The sequence below is a fragment of the Pseudomonas sp. OE 28.3 genome (assembly GCF_014268205.2).
Classification (GTDB): domain Bacteria; phylum Pseudomonadota; class Gammaproteobacteria; order Pseudomonadales; family Pseudomonadaceae; genus Aquipseudomonas; species Aquipseudomonas edaphica.
In genome coordinates this window covers 2,284,583-2,301,078 of sequence record NZ_CP077082.1, presented here as the reverse complement: position 1 = coordinate 2,301,078, position 16,496 = coordinate 2,284,583, and the positions used below count along the sequence as shown (strand labels likewise).

At 61.0% G+C, this 16,496-nt stretch carries 11 protein-coding genes and 4 tRNA genes; 9 read left to right on the top strand and 6 right to left on the bottom strand.

The window, feature by feature from the left end; genetic code table 11:
• The first annotated feature begins 617 nt into the window (after positions 1–617).
• The 5 genes from kdpA (at position 618) to HU759_RS10480 (ending at position 8,526) form a co-directional block, all read left to right on the top strand.
• Entirely contained in the window at positions 618–2,324 is a 1,707-nt protein-coding gene (gene kdpA / locus HU759_RS10500) for a potassium-transporting ATPase subunit KdpA (RefSeq protein WP_099547873.1), read from the top strand.
• A 10-nt stretch (positions 2,325–2,334) separates the two neighbouring features.
• A complete protein-coding gene (gene kdpC / locus HU759_RS10495; RefSeq protein ID WP_186618391.1) occupies positions 2,335–2,982 on the top strand; it encodes a potassium-transporting ATPase subunit KdpC in 648 nt (215 codons plus the stop codon).
• Positions 2,983–2,993: 11 nt separating this feature from the next.
• Positions 2,994–5,063: a potassium-transporting ATPase subunit KdpB gene (gene kdpB, locus HU759_RS10490; RefSeq protein ID WP_186618390.1), complete on the top strand. Its 2,070-nt coding sequence runs from the start codon at positions 2,994–2,996 to the stop codon at positions 5,061–5,063.
• A 122-nt stretch (positions 5,064–5,185) separates the two neighbouring features.
• Entirely contained in the window at positions 5,186–7,837 is a 2,652-nt protein-coding gene (locus tag HU759_RS10485; RefSeq protein WP_186618389.1) for a sensor histidine kinase KdpD, read from the top strand.
• Positions 7,834–8,526, top strand: a complete 693-nt coding sequence (locus HU759_RS10480; protein WP_138450464.1) for a response regulator — start codon at positions 7,834–7,836, stop codon at positions 8,524–8,526. The genes HU759_RS10485 and HU759_RS10480 overlap by 4 nt, the downstream gene beginning before the upstream one ends.
• Here HU759_RS10480 and HU759_RS10475 read toward each other — a convergent pair.
• A complete protein-coding gene (locus tag HU759_RS10475) occupies positions 8,486–9,409 on the bottom strand; it encodes a LysR family transcriptional regulator (RefSeq protein ID WP_170040009.1) in 924 nt (307 codons plus the stop codon). The genes HU759_RS10480 and HU759_RS10475 overlap by 41 nt on opposite strands.
• Positions 9,410–9,514: 105 nt before the next feature.
• On the opposite strand from HU759_RS10475, the gene HU759_RS10470 reads away from it, so the two are divergent.
• Positions 9,515–11,017, top strand: a complete 1,503-nt coding sequence (locus HU759_RS10470) for an MFS transporter (protein ID WP_170040007.1) — start codon at positions 9,515–9,517, stop codon at positions 11,015–11,017.
• Between the two features lie 79 nt (positions 11,018–11,096).
• On the opposite strand, the gene HU759_RS10465 is transcribed toward HU759_RS10470, so the two are convergent.
• The 4 genes from HU759_RS10465 to HU759_RS10450 form a co-directional block, all read right to left on the bottom strand.
• Positions 11,097–11,173, bottom strand: a tRNA-Asp gene (locus HU759_RS10465).
• Between the two features lie 19 nt (positions 11,174–11,192).
• Positions 11,193–11,268: transfer RNA gene (locus HU759_RS10460), tRNA-Val, on the bottom strand.
• A 373-nt stretch (positions 11,269–11,641) separates the two neighbouring features.
• Positions 11,642–11,718 (bottom strand) — tRNA-Asp (locus HU759_RS10455).
• A gap of 19 nt (positions 11,719–11,737) precedes the next feature.
• Positions 11,738–11,813 (bottom strand) — tRNA-Val (locus HU759_RS10450).
• Positions 11,814–11,972: 159 nt separating this feature from the next.
• On the opposite strand from HU759_RS10450, the gene rdgC reads away from it, so the two are divergent.
• From rdgC to sugE, 3 genes are all read left to right on the top strand, one after another.
• The gene (gene rdgC, locus HU759_RS10445) at positions 11,973–12,893 is read left to right on the top strand and encodes a recombination-associated protein RdgC (protein ID WP_003172886.1); all 921 of its coding nucleotides are present in this window, start codon (positions 11,973–11,975) and stop codon (positions 12,891–12,893) included.
• Positions 12,894–13,101: 208 nt separating this feature from the next.
• Entirely contained in the window at positions 13,102–14,061 is a 960-nt protein-coding gene (locus tag HU759_RS10440) for a bile acid:sodium symporter family protein (RefSeq protein ID WP_099547867.1), read from the top strand.
• A gap of 112 nt (positions 14,062–14,173) precedes the next feature.
• Positions 14,174–14,488, top strand: coding sequence for a quaternary ammonium compound efflux SMR transporter SugE (gene sugE / locus HU759_RS10435; protein WP_099547866.1), 315 nt, complete (start codon positions 14,174–14,176; stop codon positions 14,486–14,488).
• A 107-nt stretch (positions 14,489–14,595) separates the two neighbouring features.
• Here sugE and HU759_RS10430 read toward each other — a convergent pair whose 3' ends face one another.
• A complete protein-coding gene (locus HU759_RS10430; protein WP_186618387.1) occupies positions 14,596–16,470 on the bottom strand; it encodes an MFS transporter in 1,875 nt (624 codons plus the stop codon).
• Between the last annotated feature and the right edge of the window lie 26 nt (positions 16,471–16,496).

The window sequence follows — 16,496 nt, the reverse complement described above, 5'->3', positions numbered from 1 at the left end:
CGTATAAATCCGAAGTTCCCCATAACGATTACGTCGCCTCTATTGAACAACTAAGCCCTAAACTCTACCGTCACTTCCCACCTCCAAAACCCGTAGGAAGTCATCGTGGAAAGTTCAACTTTAGGCATGGTCGTCCTGTCAATGATTGCGCTCTTCGGCACCGCCGCGTTTTGCTTCGAACACCTCGCCACCCGCAGCGAGAAGAAAAAGAAAGCCAAATAAGCTGGTCAACGAAATCAGCAGAACCCCAGACTTTCAAGGGATCAGCCACCCGCGGGCTATCCCTTGTTTTCGTGCGCCCTGCTTTAAACCTTCTATATACCGTCTTAATACCGCCCGCCGTAATCAGTGCCCGAGCTTGATACAAGAGCGCCTAACCTCCCCGGCTTACTCAACAAGGGGAGTTACACCGTGCTGACACTAACGTTCATTTATGTGGCCAGCGGCTTATGCGCCGTGGGGCTGTTCGCTTACTTGGGCTACGCCCTCATTCGCGCCGAAAAGTTCTAGGGAGCCCGCCATGTACGACGTGATGTTTATGGGCCTCTCCCTGGTGTTTTTTGTTGCGACTGCCATGGCCATTGTCGCCATGGGCAAGCTTTGAACGGAGCCACGACATGCTAAGCACTTTGCTGGAATTTGCGCTGGTCCTGGGGTTGATGACCGCGCTTGCCGTGCTCATGGGCAAGTGGCTGACCCGAGTATTCACCGGGAACCGCCACGCCTTGCCGGAACGTTTTACCTACCGCCTGCTGGGCATCAACCCATTGGAAACCATGAGTTGGGGCCGCTACGGTTCAGCGCTGTTGCTGTCGAACGCGGCGATGATGCTGCTGGGCTACAGCATCCTGCGCCTGCAGGCGGTAACGCCGATCAACCCCCTGGGGTTGGCTGCGCAAACCCCGGACCTGGCGTTCAACACCGCCGTGTCCTTTATCACCAACACCAACTGGCAGGCGTATTCGGGCGAAACCAGCCTGTCGAACTTCAGCCAGATGGCGGTCATTACCTTTTTGATGTTTGTCGGTGCCACCTCCGGCGTGGTGGCGGCCGCCGGTTTTATACGTGGCTTGAGCCGCTCAAGCGCGGCCGATATCGGCAACTTCTGGGTCGACTTCACCCGCACGCTCTACCGCGTGATGCTGCCGCTGTGCGTGGGCATGGCGCTGGTGTATGTGTGGCAGGGCATGCCGCAAACCTTAGCCTCCCAAGCCCTGGCGACAACATTGGAAGGCGCGCAACAACAGCTGATCGTCGGCGCGGTTGCCAGCTTTGAATCGATCAAGCACATCGGCACCAACGGCGGCGGTTTCTTCAGCATGAACGCCGCGCACCCGTTCGAAAACCCGACGCCGCTGACCAACATCCTGCACATCCTCAGCATGCTGTTGATCCCCTCGGCGCTGACCTACACCTTTGGCAGCATGCTGTTGCAACGTCGTCAGGGCTGGGTGTTTTTCGGCACCTTCCTGGTGATGTTTATCGGCTTTCTTGCGCTTGTGTATGGCGCCGAGCAAACCGGCAACCCGTTGCTGACCCAGGCCGGCGCCAACCAGGTGCTGTCGATCGAGCAAAGCGGCGGCAACATGGAAGGCAAGGAACTGCGTTTCGGCATTGCCGACAGCAGCTTGTTTATCGCCACCACCACGGCAGCCACCACCGGCTCGGTCAATACCATGCACGACTCGCTGACGCCCATGGGCGGCTTCGTGCCCCTGGCGCAGATGATGCTCAACTGCGTGTTCGGCGGTGACGGCGTGGGCTTTATCAACCTGATCCAGTACGCGCTGCTCACGGTGTTTCTGGTGGGCATGATGATCGGCCGCAGCCCGGAATTTCTTGGCAAGAAAATCGAGGCCCGCGAGATGAAACTGGTGATGCTCTCGGTGCTCGCGCACCCGGTCAGTATCCTGGGTTTCACCGCCCTCGCCGCCCTGTGGCCAGACACCCTGGCCAGTCTCAACAACCTTGGCCCGCACGGTTTCAGCGAGGTGCTGTACGCCTACACCTCCGGCACCGCCAACAACGGTTCGGCGTTCGCCGGGCTGAATGCCAATACACCGTTTTTTAACACCACCATTGGCCTTGCGATGCTGATCGGGCGCTTCTTCACGATGCTGCCGATGCTCGCCGTGGCCGGTTCCCTGGCGATGAAAAAAACCGTGCCGGCCGGCGCAGGCACCATTCCTACCGCGACCCCGCTGTTCATGTTGCTGGTGGTGTTCGTGGTGCTGGTGGTCGGTGGCCTGACCTTCTTGCCCGCGCTCGCGCTTGGCCCGCTGGTGGAGCAACTGCAGTTGCTGTCCGGCCAGACCTACAACTAAGGACATGTTGATGACCACTCAATCGATCTTCAAAGGGCTGCTGCGCCCGGTGCTGGTGTCGGCGGTGTTTTTCATGCTGCTGACCGGGCTGGCTTACCCGGCGCTCACCACCGTGGCGGCGCAATGGCTGTTCCCGTTTCAGGCTCAAGGTTCGCTGATTGAACGCGATGGGCGGGTGATCGGCTCGGTGCTGATCGGCCAGAATTTCACCAAGCCGGAGTACTTCCAGGGCCGCCCCAGCATGACCCTCGGCGCTGATCCGCAAGACCCGAGCAAAAGCGTGCCGCAGCCCTACAACGCAGGCGCAAGCGGCGCCAGCAACCTCGGCCCCACCAGCCAAAAACTGCTCGACCAGGTGGCTGCCCGCGCCAAAGCCTATCGCCAGGATAACGGCCTGGCCGCTGACGCCCCGGTGCCGGTGGACGCAGTCACCGCCTCAGCCTCTGGCCTCGACCCGCATATCTCGGTGGCCAACGCCCGCCTGCAGTTGGCACGCGTGGCGCGGCTGCGGCACATCCCCGAACCCGAACTGCTGCAACTGCTCAACGACCACACCGCCGCACGCACCTTCGGCCTGCTCGGCGAGCCACGGGTGAATGTGCTGCAACTCAACGTGGCGCTGGATGCGCGTCAGCCCTCTATTGCGCTCAGTGAGTAAGAGATTCCTTCATGAAAAATGCTCGTTTACCTCTGTTTGACCGGCGCATCGTGCTGACTGCCGGCGTCGATGCACTGAAGAAATTGCTGCCCCAGGCCCAGTGGAAAAACCCGGTGATGTTCGTGGTGTACCTGGGCAGCATTCTCACCACCTTGCTGTGGTTCCAGTCCCTGGGCGGCAAGGGTGAAGCGCCCAGCGGTTTTATCCTCAGCATCACCTTGTGGCTGTGGTTTACCGTGCTGTTCGCCAACTTCGCCGAAGCCCTGGCCGAAGGGCGCAGCCGTGCCCAGGCCGCGAGCCTGCGTGGCATGAAACGCCAGACCCTGGCCAAATTGCTGCAGCAACCGCGCCACGGCGCAGCGTGGCTGCCGTTGGAGGCGAGCCTGCTGCGCAAGGACAACGTAGTGTTGATCGAAGCCGGTGATCTGGTGCCGCTCGACGGCGTGGTGATTGAAGGCGTGGCGTCGGTGGATGAAAGCGCAATTACCGGCGAATCGGCGCCGGTGATTCGCGAGGCCGGTGGCGACTTTTCGTCGGTCACCGGCGGCACGCGGGTGCTGTCGGACTGGCTGGTGGTGCGCATCAGCGTCAACCCCGGCGAATCGTTCCTGGACCGCATGATCTCGATGGTCGAATCGGCCAAGCGCCAGAAGACGCCGAATGAAGTCGCGCTGACGATTCTGCTGGTGGGCCTGACCGTGTTGTTCCTGCTGGTGATCGCCACGCTGAGCCCCTACTCGATCTTCGCCGTGGCCATGAGCGGCAATGGCAGCGTGATCAGCGCCACGGTGTTGGTGGCGTTGCTGGTGTGCCTGATCCCCACCACCATCGGCGGCCTGCTCTCGGCCATCGGCGTGGCGGGCATGAGCCGCATGATGTCGGCCAATGTGATTGCCACCTCCGGCCGTGCCGTCGAGGCGGCGGGTGATGTCGACGTGTTGCTGCTGGACAAGACCGGCACCATCACCTTGGGCAATCGCCAGGCAAGCAGCTTTTTGCCGGCACCCGGCGTGAAGGAAGCTGAACTGGCTGACGCCGCGCAACTCGCCTCACTGGCAGACGAAACCCCGGAAGGCCGCAGCATTGTGGTACTGGCCAAGCAAAAATTCGACATCCGTGCGCGGGACATCAACGCCCTGGGCGCACGCTTTGTGCACTTCACCGCGCAAACCCGCATGAGCGGCGTCGACCTGGCCGAAGGCCGGGCGATTCGCAAAGGCGCGGCGGATGCGATTCGCAGCCATATCGAAACCCTGGGCGGGAGTTTCCCGGCGGCATTGCAGGCCAAGGTCGATGAAGTCTCGCGGCGCGGCAGCACACCGCTGGTGGTCAGCGACGGTGCCAAGGCCTTGGGCGTGGTCGAGCTGAAAGACGTGGTGAAAGGCGGCATCAAGGAGCGCTTTGCCGAGTTGCGGCGCATGGGCATCAAGACCGTGATGATCACCGGCGACAACCGCCTGACCGCCGCTGCGATTGCGGTGGAAGCCGGTGTCGATGACTTCCTCGCCGAAGCCCGCCCGGAAGACAAGCTGCAACTGATCCGCGACTACCAGGCCCTGGGCAAGCTGGTAGCCATGACCGGCGACGGCACCAACGACGCACCTGCGCTGGCGCAGGCCGACGTGGCCGTGGCGATGAACAGCGGCACCCAGGCGGCCAAAGAGGCCGGCAACATGGTCGACCTCGACAGCAACCCGACCAAGCTGATCGAAGTGGTCGAGGTCGGCAAACAGATGCTCATGACCCGTGGCGCGCTCACCACGTTCAGCGTGGCCAATGACGTGGCGAAGTACTTCGCAATCATCCCGGCGGCGTTTGTCGCCACCTACCCACAGCTGGGCGCCTTGAACGTGATGCACCTGAGCAGCCCCAATTCGGCAATTTTGAGCGCGGTGATTTTTAACGCGCTGATCATTGTCGCGTTGATTCCGCTGGCCTTGCGCGGCGTGAAGTACCGGGCCATCGGCGCAGCGGCGTTGCTTAACCGCAACCTGTTGGTCTACGGCCTGGGCGGCGTGCTGGTGCCGTTTGCCGGGATCAAGGTGATCGACATGCTGCTGAGTGGATTGGGCTTGGTGTAACACCACAAACCCAATGTGGGAGCTGGCTTTTTGGGGGTGCTTCGCACCCCAGCGCAAGCAAGCTTGCTCGCCACAACAAGCCAGCTCCCACAGTTAATCGTGTTGTATTCAACAGGAAGAACATGCCCGCACTCAACCACGAACGCCCCGACCCCGACGCCTTGCTCGCGCGGGTACAGCTCGAAGAACAGGCCGCCTTGCGCGGCAAATTGCGTATTTACTTCGGCTCAAATGCCGGGGTGGGCAAGACCTGCGCCATGCTCGCGGCGGCGCAACGCGAAGTCGCCCTGGGCCGTGATGTGCTTGCCGGCGTAGTAGAAACCCACGGCCGCACGGAGACTGCCGAGCGGCTCGACGGCCTGGAGCAACTGCCCCGCGCTGCCTTGCTGCACCACGATTTTTCGCTCAGCGAATTCGACCTAGACGCCGCGTTGCGCAGGCAGCCCGCCGTATTGCTGGTGGACGAGTTGGCCCACAGCAACGCGCCTGGCTCGCGGCATCCCAAACGCTGGCAAGACGTTGAAGAACTGCTCAGCGCCGGCATCGACGTGTGGACCACGCTCAACGTCCAGCACCTGGAAAGCCTGAATGATCTGGTCAGCGGCATCATCGGCATTCGCGTGCGCGAAACCGTACCGGACCACGTGTTTGATAACGCCCATGACGTGGTGGTGATCGACCTGCCGCCCGACGATTTGCTGCAACGCTTGAAGGACGGCAAGGTCTATCTCGGCCCGCAAGCGGAGCGCGCCGCACAGCATTTTTTTCGCAAGGGCAACCTGTTGGCCCTGCGCGAACTGGCGCTGCGGCGCACGGCGGATCGGGTCGACGCGCAAATGCGCGTGTACCGTCGCGAACAGTCGATCAAAGCCCTGTGGCCAGCCCGCGAACGCTTGCTGGTAGGTGTGGCGGGCGACGCCGGTGATGAACGTCTGGTGCGCGAAGCTGCACGATTGGCGCAAAAGCTCGAAGCTGACTGGATCGTCGTGCATGTCGCAACGGCCCAAGGCAGCGGCGCCAAGCGTTACCTCACGGCGATGAAAACCCTGAGCCTGGCCAGCGAATTCGGCGCTGATACCGCGACGCTGCCGGGCATGGACGTGGCTGAAGCCCTGGCCGCCTGCGCCCGCGAACACAACGCCAATCGCCTGGTGCTCGGCCATCATCCGCGCCAGGCGTGGCGCTTCTGGCATCAGTCGGTCAGCGACCGGATCAGCCGACATCACCCGCAGATCGATCAGATCGTGATCGCTCACAGCGTCTTGCCCGGGCCTGCGCCGACCCTCGAAAAACCCTCGCTGCCCCCCGGCCGCGCCTTGGCCTACCTGTGGGCCACACTCGCCTGCTTCAGCGCCAGCGCCGTCGCTGCATTGCTGCTGCAAGTGTTCGACCTGGCCAACGTGGTCATGCTGTTTTTGCTCACCGTGGTGCTGGTGGCCTTGCGTTATGGGCGCGGCCCCGGTGTGTGGGCGGCGATGCTGGCGGTGCTGTGTTTCGACTTCTTTTTCGTACAGCCGCGCTACTCGTTCACCGTCAATGACACTCAGTATTTCTTCACCTTTGCGCTGATGCTCGGCATTGCCTTGATCACCGGGCAACTCACCGCCCGCCTGCGCCATGAAGCACGCACGGCGGCCGCGCGCGAACGGCGCGCTACCTCTTTGGCGCGGCTGGCTCGCGACTTGTCGGCGGCACTGACCGTAGAGCACATCAGCGAAGTCGCGCTGCGCACCTTCAGTGGCGTGTTCGAAGCACGGGTCGGCTTGGTGTTGCCGGACGCCGCCGATGGCGTGCACAGCGTGAGTGCCAGCGGCTTGCCGATTGACGAAAGCATCGCCCAATGGACTTACGACCATGGCCAAGCCGCAGGCCATGGCACCGACACCTTGTCAGCAGCCAAAGGTTGTTACTTACCGCTCAAAGCGCCGATGCGCGTGCGCGGCGTGCTGGTACTGGAACTGGCCCAGAGCGAGCGCTTGAACGACCCGCAGGAGCGCCGTCTGCTGGAAGCCTGCATGAGCCAATTGGCGATTGCACTGGAGCGCGTGCATTTCGTCGAAGTGGCGCAAAGCACGCTGGTGCAGATGGAAGGCGAGAAGATGCGCAACACCCTGCTCGCCGCTATTTCCCACGACTTGCGCACGCCCCTGACCACCCTGATCGGCGCCGCCGACACCGCCCTGCCCCATGCCCCACCAGGTCCGCTGACCGAATTGCTGCACGGCATCCATGAACAAGCTACATCGATGCAGCGGCTGATCGAAAACCTGCTGGACATGGCGCGCATGCAAGAGCGCGGCGTGCGCCTGAACCGGCAGTGGCATTCGCTGGAAGAAATCCTCGGCAGCGCCCTGCGCCAGTTGCGTGAGCCGTTGGCACACCACCGCGTGCAAACCCTGTTGGATTCACAGTTGCCGCTGGTGGATATCGACGCCCTGCTGATCGAGCGGGTGCTGGTCAACCTGCTGGATAACGCCGCCAAATACACGCCGGCGGGCACCCTCATTACCGTCACTGGCAGCAAAGTTTCGGACAGCATCGTGCTGGAAGTCAGCGACAACGGCCCGGGCAAGGCTCCCGCCAACCTGTTCGAACCTTTCGCACGTGGCCAGCAGGAATCTTCCGTCACGGGCATCGGCCTGGGCCTGGCGCTGGCCAAACGCATCGTTGAAGCCCATGGCGGGCATATCCACACCCACCCGCTTGAGACGTGCGGCATGCACTTCATCATCACCTTACCGGCCGGCACCCCGCCGGCCATGGAAAACCTATGAGCACTGCACGCATTTTGATTGTTGAAGACGAAGCCAATATCCGCCGCTTTGTCGGGATCGCCCTGCAAGATGAAGGCTTTCAGGTGTTCGAAGCCGACAGCGTCAAACGTGCGCTGATTCATGCCGCCAGCCGTCAACCGGACCTGGTGATCGTCGACCTCGGCTTACCCGATGGCGATGGCAAGCAACTGATCAGTGAGTTGCGTGGTTGGCTGGCGGTGCCGATTCTGGTGTTGTCGGCGCGTGATCGCGAAGAAGAGAAAGTCGCCGCTTTGGACGCAGGGGCCGATGATTACCTGACCAAGCCGTTCGGCGTGCCCGAATTGCTCGCTCGCATCCGCGCACAACTGCGCCGGCACGGGCAGACGGGCGCTGTGGCGGCGACCAGCAAGGTGGCGTTTGGCGAAATTGAAGTCGACCTGTCGACCCACGAAGTGTGGCGCCAGAGCCAGCCGGTGCACCTCACACCCATCGAGTACCGCCTGCTCTGCGCAATGATTCGCGGCCAGAGCCGGGTGCTGACACATCGGCAGTTATTGCTCGAAGTGTGGGGGCTGGACTACATCGACCGCCCGCACTATCTGCGTGTACACATGGCGCACTTGCGGCAAAAACTGGAGGCGGATCCGGCGCAGCCGCAGCATTTTATTACCGAGTTGCAGGTGGGGTATCGGTTGATGGGACTGTGAACAGGCGTTCAGCAACAAAGTCCACAAACACCCGGATCTTTGGCGACAGGTGCCGACTGGAAGGCCACAGCGCCCAGAATTGGCCTTGGTCATCAGAGTGCCCGTCCAACACGGTTTCCAACTGTGCCTGGGCCAGCGCCTCACGGGCCAGAAAGTCCGGCACGTAAGCGATGCCATGGCCATCGATTGCGGCCCGAAGCATCGCTTCCATATTGTTCAACGTCAGCGCCGTGGGCAGCCGTAATTGGGTGATCGCCGGGTTGGCGGATAAGGTCCACTCCATGATTTTGCCGGTGGTGGCGAAGCGATAACGCAGGCATTGGTGGCGCTCAAGGTCACTGAGGGTTGCTGGCCGACCGTTCGCACGCAGGTACTCAGGCGATGCACACAACACAAAGCGAAATGGCCCGAGTCGGCGCGCCATCAAGGTCGAATCGGCCAGACCGCCGCTGCGGATCACCACGTCGAAGCCTTCCTCGATCAGATCCACCAGGTGGTCGTTGAAATCCAGCTCCAACTCAATTTCCGGGTAGGCCCGCCTGAAGGCGACCATATGCGCAAATAGAAACCTGTAACCGATGGTGGGCAGGCTGACCCGCAACTTGCCGCGGGGGGCCTGCATGGCATGGGAGAGCATGGCGCGGGCGTCCTGCAGGTCATCGAGAATTTTCCGACAGCGCTCGTAGAACAACTGGCCTTCAGCAGTCAGGCTGACTTTGCGCGTGCTGCGGTGCAACAACCGCACATTCAACGACGCTTCCAGCTTGACCACATTTTTGCCCACCGCCGAGGCGGAAATGCCCATCGCCCGCGCCGCGCCTGTGAAGCTGAGCGCTTCAGCGGTTTTCACGAAGGCGATAACACCGCTGAGATTGTCGCTCATACCAATGCATCCAATTTGTCCGTTATGTGTGGAATGTAGGCCCATTTATCCGCCATTACATCCTGATTAGAGTCTTTATCTTTACAGGTCCACAGGAATCTCCCGATGAACACAGCCGACTCCGCCCATGGCCGCTATGCCATTCTTGCCGCGATCTGCCTGGCGGCTCTGGTGTTGCCCATGAGCTTTACCGGTGGCGCCGTAGCGACGCCCTTTATCGGCCACGCATTTGCTGCGCACCCCACACAGTTGGCGTGGATCACCAACGCGTTCATGCTTAGTTTCGGCAGCCTGCTGATGGCCGCCGGCACCCTTGCCGATCGGTATGGTCGCAAGCGTTTGTTCCTGTGGGGCATGGCGCTGTTTACAGGTGTCTCGCTGCTGCTGACCGTGGCACCGGGCATGCTCTGGCTGGATGTACTGCGCGGTGTTCAAGGTGTTGCGGCAGCTACCGCATTGGCCAGCGGCTGCGCAGCGTTGGCGCAGGAGTTCGATGGCCATGCCAGGACACGCGCCTTCAGCTTGCTGGGCACCACCTTTGGCGCGGGCCTGGCTTTCGGGCCGCTGCTGTCTGGGTGGCTGATTGAACTGTGGGGCTGGCGTGCGATTTTCTTCACCACCGCATTGCTGGCGGGCCTGTCGTTGCTGTTCGCCGCACCCACAATGCGAGAGAGCCGCGACCCGCAAGCGCTGCAGTTGGACCTGCCTGGCGTACTGACGTTTTCGGCAATGCTGGTGAGCTTGACCACGGCGATCATTCTCGCGCCGCAGTTGGGTTGGGCTTCGGTGACGACCGGTTGCCTGCTTGCGGCGGCTGCGGCTTTCTTGCTGGTGTTTATCCTGGTTGAACAGCGTGCGAGCCAACCGATGCTGGATCTGCGCCTGTTTCGCTTTGCGCGTTTTATCGGCGTGCAATTGTTGCCGATTGGCACCTGCTACTGCTACATCGTGCTGGTGGTGTTGCTGCCGCTGCGGTTTATTGGGGTCGAAGGCGCCAGCGCGTCAGAGGCGGGCTTGATGATGCTGGCGCTGTCTGCGCCGATGCTGGTGGTGCCGTTACTGGCCGCAACGCTGACACGCTGGCTGTCGGCGGGGCTGTTGTGTGGCCTTGGCCTGTTGATCGCGGCGTCGGGGTTGTATGGGCTGAGCCTGGCCCAGCCCGGCCAGCCATTGCCGACTGTCGTGGCAATGTTGGTGATCGGGATAGGTACGGGCTTGCCGTGGGGTTTGATGGATGGCCTGGCGATCAGCGTGGTGCCCACAGAGCGTGCGGGCATGGCCGCGGGCATTTTCAATACGACCCGGGTTGCCAGTGAAGGTGTGGCGCTGGCCATCACCGTGGCTGTGTTGAGTGCGCTGGTTGCCCATCATCTGCCCGCAGACAGTTCGCAGGACATTGCTGGGGTTGCCCAGCAGTTGGTCATGGGCGACACCCGTGCAAACCTCCCGCTGGAATTGCTGCGCACGGCCTACCTCGCGGGCTTCAATACGTTGCTGCAATGGCTGGCCGGGCTCACCCTGTTTACGGCGGTGGTGGTGTTTGTGTTTCTGAGCCGACGTGAGATTGCACCCGCGCCTGTGGCGCTCGCCGCCGAAGCGCAAAGCTGAATCGCAGGCAAAAAAAAGCCCGCTCAATGAGCGGGCTTCTTGTGGTGACCTGGCGTTCAGTGTTCCAGGTTACCGAATATGGCGCAGCGGACGGGACTCGAACCCGCGACCCCCGGCGTGACAGGCCGGTATTCTAACCGACTGAACTACCGCTGCGCGTAACACTTGAAACGAATGGTGGGTGATGACGGGATCGAACCGCCGACATTCTGCTTGTAAGGCAGACGCTCTCCCAGCTGAGCTAATCACCCTTCGCTTCGGTGTGGGCGGCATAATACACCAAAAATCTGCAATGTCTTGATTTAAATGCAATTTATTTAAAATAATTTCTCTGGTGCCCTCCGCGCCCCTGAAAACGGGGCCTCAAGCCCCAAATGTGAGTCTATTGCGTTTATACGTTGCTTGGCGGCACTGTTAAAAACCATTATCAATGACACCTGAGCCGCGCAACGTGATGGTGACAACGCGTTGGGATTTCTGATCAGCCCATAAAAAAACGCCGCCAATCATCGGAAATGATCGGCGGCGTTTTTTTGGTTTTACAAACCCCGGACAGCAAAAAGCCCGCTCAATGAGCGGGCTTTCTGTGGTGACCTGGCGTTCAGTGTTCCAGGTTACCGAATATGGCGCAGCGGACGGGACTCGAACCCGCGACCCCCGGCGTGACAGGCCGGTATTCTAACCGACTGAACTACCGCTGCGCGTAACACTTGAAACGAATGGTGGGTGATGACGGGATCGAACCGCCGACATTCTGCTTGTAAGGCAGACGCTCTCCCAGCTGAGCTAATCACCCTTCGCTTCGGTGTGGCGCGCATTCTACGGAGCGACCTTAAGTCTGGCAAGCACTTTCTTAAATCTTTTTTTTCAGCCCTTCCAATGGCTTAGGCAGGGTTGGCCTCAGCCCGGATCAAGAGAATAATGCCCCCCTTTGTATAAAGGAGAGACTCACCCCATGTGGTTCAAGAACCTGCTTATCTATCGCCTGACCCAAGATCTGCCTGTTGATGCCGAGGCGTTGGAAGCGGCCATGGCCACCAAACTGGCGCGCCCGTGTGCAAGCCAGGAGTTGACCACTTACGGTTTCGTCGCACCTTTTGGTAAAGGTGAAGACGCTCCCCTGGTGCATGTCAGCGGTGACTTCCTGCTGATCGCTGCACGCAAGGAAGAACGCATCCTGCCGGGTAGCGTGGTGCGTGACGCGCTTAAAGAGAAAGTCGAAGAGATCGAGGCCGAGCAAATGCGCAAGGTCTATAAGAAGGAACGCGACCAGATCAAGGATGAAATCATCCAGGCCTTCCTGCCGCGCGCCTTTATCCGTCGCTCGTCGACTTTCGCCGCCATTGCGCCGAAACAGGGCCTGATCCTGGTCAACTCGGCGAGCCCGAAACGCGCCGAAGACCTGCTGTCGACCCTGCGCGAAGTAATCGGCACCCTGCCGGTACGCCCGCTGACGGTTAAAACCGCACCAACGGCGATCATGACCGACTGGGTCACCACGCAGAAGCCGGCCGATGACTTCTTCGTCCTCGACGAATGCGAACTGCGCGACACCCACGAAGACGGCGGCATCGTGCGCTGCAAGCGCCAGGACCTGACCGGCGAAGAGATCCAACTGCACCTGACTACCGGCAAAGTCGTGACGCAATTGTCCCTGGCCTGGCAGGACAAGTTGTCCTTCATGCTCGACGACAAAATGACCGTCAAGCGCCTGAAGTTCGAAGACCTGCTGCAAGACCAGGCTGAACAGGACGGCGGCGACGAGGCATTGGGCCAGCTGGATGCCAGCTTTACCCTGATGATGCTGACGTTTGGTGAGTTCCTGCCGGCGTTGGTTGAGGCACTGGGCGGCGAAGAAACCCCGCAGGGCATCTAAGCCATGTGAAGATCAAAATGTGGGAGCTGGCTTGTGTGGGAGCTGGCTTGCCTGCGATAGCATCAACTCGATCCAGCTGAAGACCGAGGTGCCTGCATCGCGGGCAAGCCCGGCTCCCACACAAGCCAGTCCTCACACAAACATCTCCCACACAAGCCCCACATTGATTGCAGTTACATCCTCGAACTCTAATAACAAGGACTTCCCCATGCGCGCACTCGCCGCCTTGAGCCGCTTCGTTGGCAATACCTTCGCCTACTGGGTGTTGATTTTCGCGGTGCTCGCCTTCCTTGAGCCCGGCTGGTTCATTGGCCTCAAAGGCGCCATCGTGCCGCTGCTGGGCCTGGTGATGTTCGGCATGGGGCTGACCTTGAAACTGGAAGACTTCGCCGAAGTCGCCCGCCATCCCTGGCGCGTGGCCCTCGGCGTGGTTGCGCATTTTGTGATCATGCCGGGCGTGGCCTGGCTGCTGTGCCAGGCGTTCCACCTGCCGCCGGAAATCGCCGTCGGCGTGATCCTGGTCGGGTGCTGCCCAAGCGGCACGTCGTCCAACGTCATGACCTGGCTGGCCCGGGGCGACCTCGCGCTGTCGGTAGCCATCGCCGCCGTCACCACCCTCCTCGCCCCGCTGCTGACGCCCGCATTGATCTGGCTGCTGGCCTCGGCCTGGCTGCCGGTGTCATTCATGGAGCTGTTCTGGTCGATCCTGCAAGTGGTATTGCTGCCGATCGTGCTGGGCGTGGTGGCGCAACGCGTGCTGGGCGACCGGGTGCGCCATGCCGTGGAGGTATTGCCGCTGGTCTCAGTGGTAAGCATCGTAATCATCGTCGCTGCAGTCGTTGCAGCGAGCCAGGCGAAGATCGCCGAGTCCGGCCTGTTGATCATGGCCGTGGTGATGCTGCACAACAGCTTCGGTTATCTGCTCGGTTACTTCACCGGCCGCCTGTTCAAACTGCCGTTGGCGCAGCGTAAATCCCTGGCGCTGGAAGTGGGCATGCAGAACTCCGGGCTGGGCGCCGCGCTGGCCAGTGCGCACTTTTCGCCCTTGGCGGCGGTGCCGAGCGCGCTGTTCAGCGTGTGGCACAATATTTCCGGGGCATTGCTGTCGACTTACTTTCGCAGAATGAGCGAAAAAGAGGACCGCCGCGCCCTGGAGAGCGCGCCGTAAACTTGATCACCTGATCAATTTTCGGCAAGCTACCGGGCTTCGCGGGGACGACCTCGCGACGCTCTCAAGCGCTTAATCCGGGGACGACCCCAGCTATAGAGGGGAGATCAACATGTCCTGGATCATTCTGTTTTTTGCCGGGCTGTTTGAGGTCGGCTGGGCGGTCGGCCTGAAGTACACCGACGGTTTCAGCAAGCCGCTGCCGACAGCACTGACGATCGCCGCCATGGCCATCAGCCTCGGCCTGCTGGGCCTGGCCATGAAGGAGCTGCCGCTGGGCACCGCCTATGCCATCTGGACCGGTGTGGGTGCGGTAGGCACGGTGATCGCCGGGATTATCCTGTTTGGGGAGTCCATGGCGATGTTCAGGTTGGCGAGTGTGGCGTTGATCATTTGCGGGCTGGTTGGGCTCAAGATCAGCGCCTGAGCCACTACCGCTATCGCAGGCAAGCCAGCTCCCACATTGGACGGTGTTCAGCGTTCAAATGTGGGAGCTGGCTTGCCTGCGATGAGGCCCTTACAGCCAGCAAATAACTACCTGACACTCCCGCGCAACACCCTTACCCGCGCCTGCAACTGCTCAGGCGTCGCGGCCTCCACCGCAACCGGCTCACCCGCCACCAACACCACCCGCGACCAGATCCGATGAAAGATGCCCTTGTTCGGATCGCGACTGAAAAAGCTCCCCCACAACCCCTGCAACGCCATCGGAATCACCGGCACCGGGGTCTGCTCCAGAATCCGCGTCAACCCGCTACGGAACTCATTGATCTCGCCATCGGCGGTCAGCTTGCCTTCCGGGAAGATGCACACCAACTCCCCTTCCTTCAGGTACTGGGCAATTCGCATGAAGGCCTTTTCGTAGATCTGGATATCTTCATGGCGCCCGGCAATCGGAATCGCCCCGGCCGTGCGGAAGATAAAGTTCAGCACCGGCAAACGGTAGATCTTGTAGTACATCACAAAGCGAATCGGCCGACGTACCGCGCCGCCAATCAACAGTGCATCGACAAACGACACGTGGTTGCACACCAGCAGCGCCGCGCCTTCATCCGGAATCAGCTCAAGGTTGCGATGCTCCACGCGGTACATGGAATGGCTGAGCAGCCAGATCATGAAGCGCATGGTGAACTCGGGGACGATTTTGAAGATGTAAGTGTTGACCGCAATGTTGAGCAGCGACACCACCAGGAACAACTCGGGGATCGACAGCTTGGCCACGCTCAGCAGCAGGATCGAAACGATGGCCGAAACCACCATGAACAACGCATTGAGAATATTGTTGGCCGCAATGACCCGCGCGCGCTCGTTCTCGGCCGTGCGCGACTGGATCAGCGCGTAGAGCGGCACGATATAGAAACCACCGAACACACCCAGGCCAAGGATATCGAACAACACCCACCACGCCTGACCGTAGCTGAGTACCGCCAGCCAGCTATGTTCCTGGGCCGATTGCGGAAAGCCGCCCGAGTGCCACCACAGCAGCAGGCCGAAGACCGTCAGGCCAAACGAGCCAAACGGCACCAGGCCGATCTCGACCTTACGGCCCGAGAGCTTTTCGCAGAGCATCGAGCCAACGGCGATGCCCACCGAAAACACCGTAAGGATCAGCGTCACCACAGTTTCGTCGCCGTACAACCATTCCTTGGCGTAGGCCGGGATTTGCGTCAGGTAGATCGCACCGACAAACCAGAACCACGAGTTGCCGACAATCGAGCGCGACACTGCCGGCGTCTGCCCCAGGCCCAGGCGCAAGGTGGCCCAGGATTCGCTGAAGATATTCCAGTTCAGGCGCAGCTCGGGCGTGGACGCCGCCGCCCGCGGAATACTGCGGCTGGCCAGGTAGCCGAGCACCGCCACGCCGACAATCGCTACCGCCACCAAGGGCGCGTAATTGCTCGACGACATGATGATCCCGGCGCCAATGGTGCCGGCCAGAATGGCCAGAAACGTGCCCATTTCCACCAGCCCGTTGCCGCCCACCAGCTCATCGTCGTGCAACGCCTGGGGCATGATCGAGTACTTCACCGGGCCGAACAACGCCGAATGCGTACCCATGGCAAACAGCGCCAGCAGCATCAGTTCCAGGTGGTTGAACAGAAAGCCCGTGGCGCCCACGGCCATGATCACGATCTCGCCGATCTTGATCGCGCGGATCAGCGCGTCCTTGTTGAATTTCTCGCCAAACTGCCCGGCCAGCGCCGAGAACAGGAAGAACGGCAGGATAAACAACAAGGCGCACAGGTTGACCCAGATGGAGCGGTCGCCCTCGATGGTGAGCTTGTAGAGAATCGCCAGGATCAGCGATTGCTTGAAGATGTTGTCGTTGAATGCGCCCAGTAACTGGGTGATGAAAAACGGCAGAAAGCGCCGTGTGCGCAGCAAGGTGAATTGTGAGGGGTGGCTCATCGTCCGTGTTCCTGCGTGGCCTGAAG

Bases quoted from the DNA above. Each gene is read 5' to 3' on its own strand.
- kdpA (WP_099547873.1), top strand. From the start codon at position 618: ATGCTAAGCACTTTGCTGGAATTTGCGCTGGTCCTGGGGTTGATGACC.
- kdpC (WP_186618391.1), top strand. From the start codon at position 2,335: ATGACCACTCAATCGATCTTCAAAGGGCTGCTGCGCCCGGTGCTGGTG.
- kdpB (WP_186618390.1), top strand. From the start codon at position 2,994: ATGAAAAATGCTCGTTTACCTCTGTTTGACCGGCGCATCGTGCTGACT.
- HU759_RS10485 (WP_186618389.1), top strand. From the start codon at position 5,186: ATGCCCGCACTCAACCACGAACGCCCCGACCCCGACGCCTTGCTCGCG.
- HU759_RS10480 (WP_138450464.1), top strand. From the start codon at position 7,834: ATGAGCACTGCACGCATTTTGATTGTTGAAGACGAAGCCAATATCCGC.
- HU759_RS10475 (WP_170040009.1), bottom strand. From the start codon at position 9,409: ATGAGCGACAATCTCAGCGGTGTTATCGCCTTCGTGAAAACCGCTGAA.
- HU759_RS10470 (WP_170040007.1), top strand. From the start codon at position 9,515: ATGAACACAGCCGACTCCGCCCATGGCCGCTATGCCATTCTTGCCGCG.
- rdgC (WP_003172886.1), top strand. From the start codon at position 11,973: ATGTGGTTCAAGAACCTGCTTATCTATCGCCTGACCCAAGATCTGCCT.
- HU759_RS10440 (WP_099547867.1), top strand. From the start codon at position 13,102: ATGCGCGCACTCGCCGCCTTGAGCCGCTTCGTTGGCAATACCTTCGCC.
- sugE (WP_099547866.1), top strand. From the start codon at position 14,174: ATGTCCTGGATCATTCTGTTTTTTGCCGGGCTGTTTGAGGTCGGCTGG.
- HU759_RS10430 (WP_186618387.1), bottom strand. From the start codon at position 16,470: ATGAGCCACCCCTCACAATTCACCTTGCTGCGCACACGGCGCTTTCTG.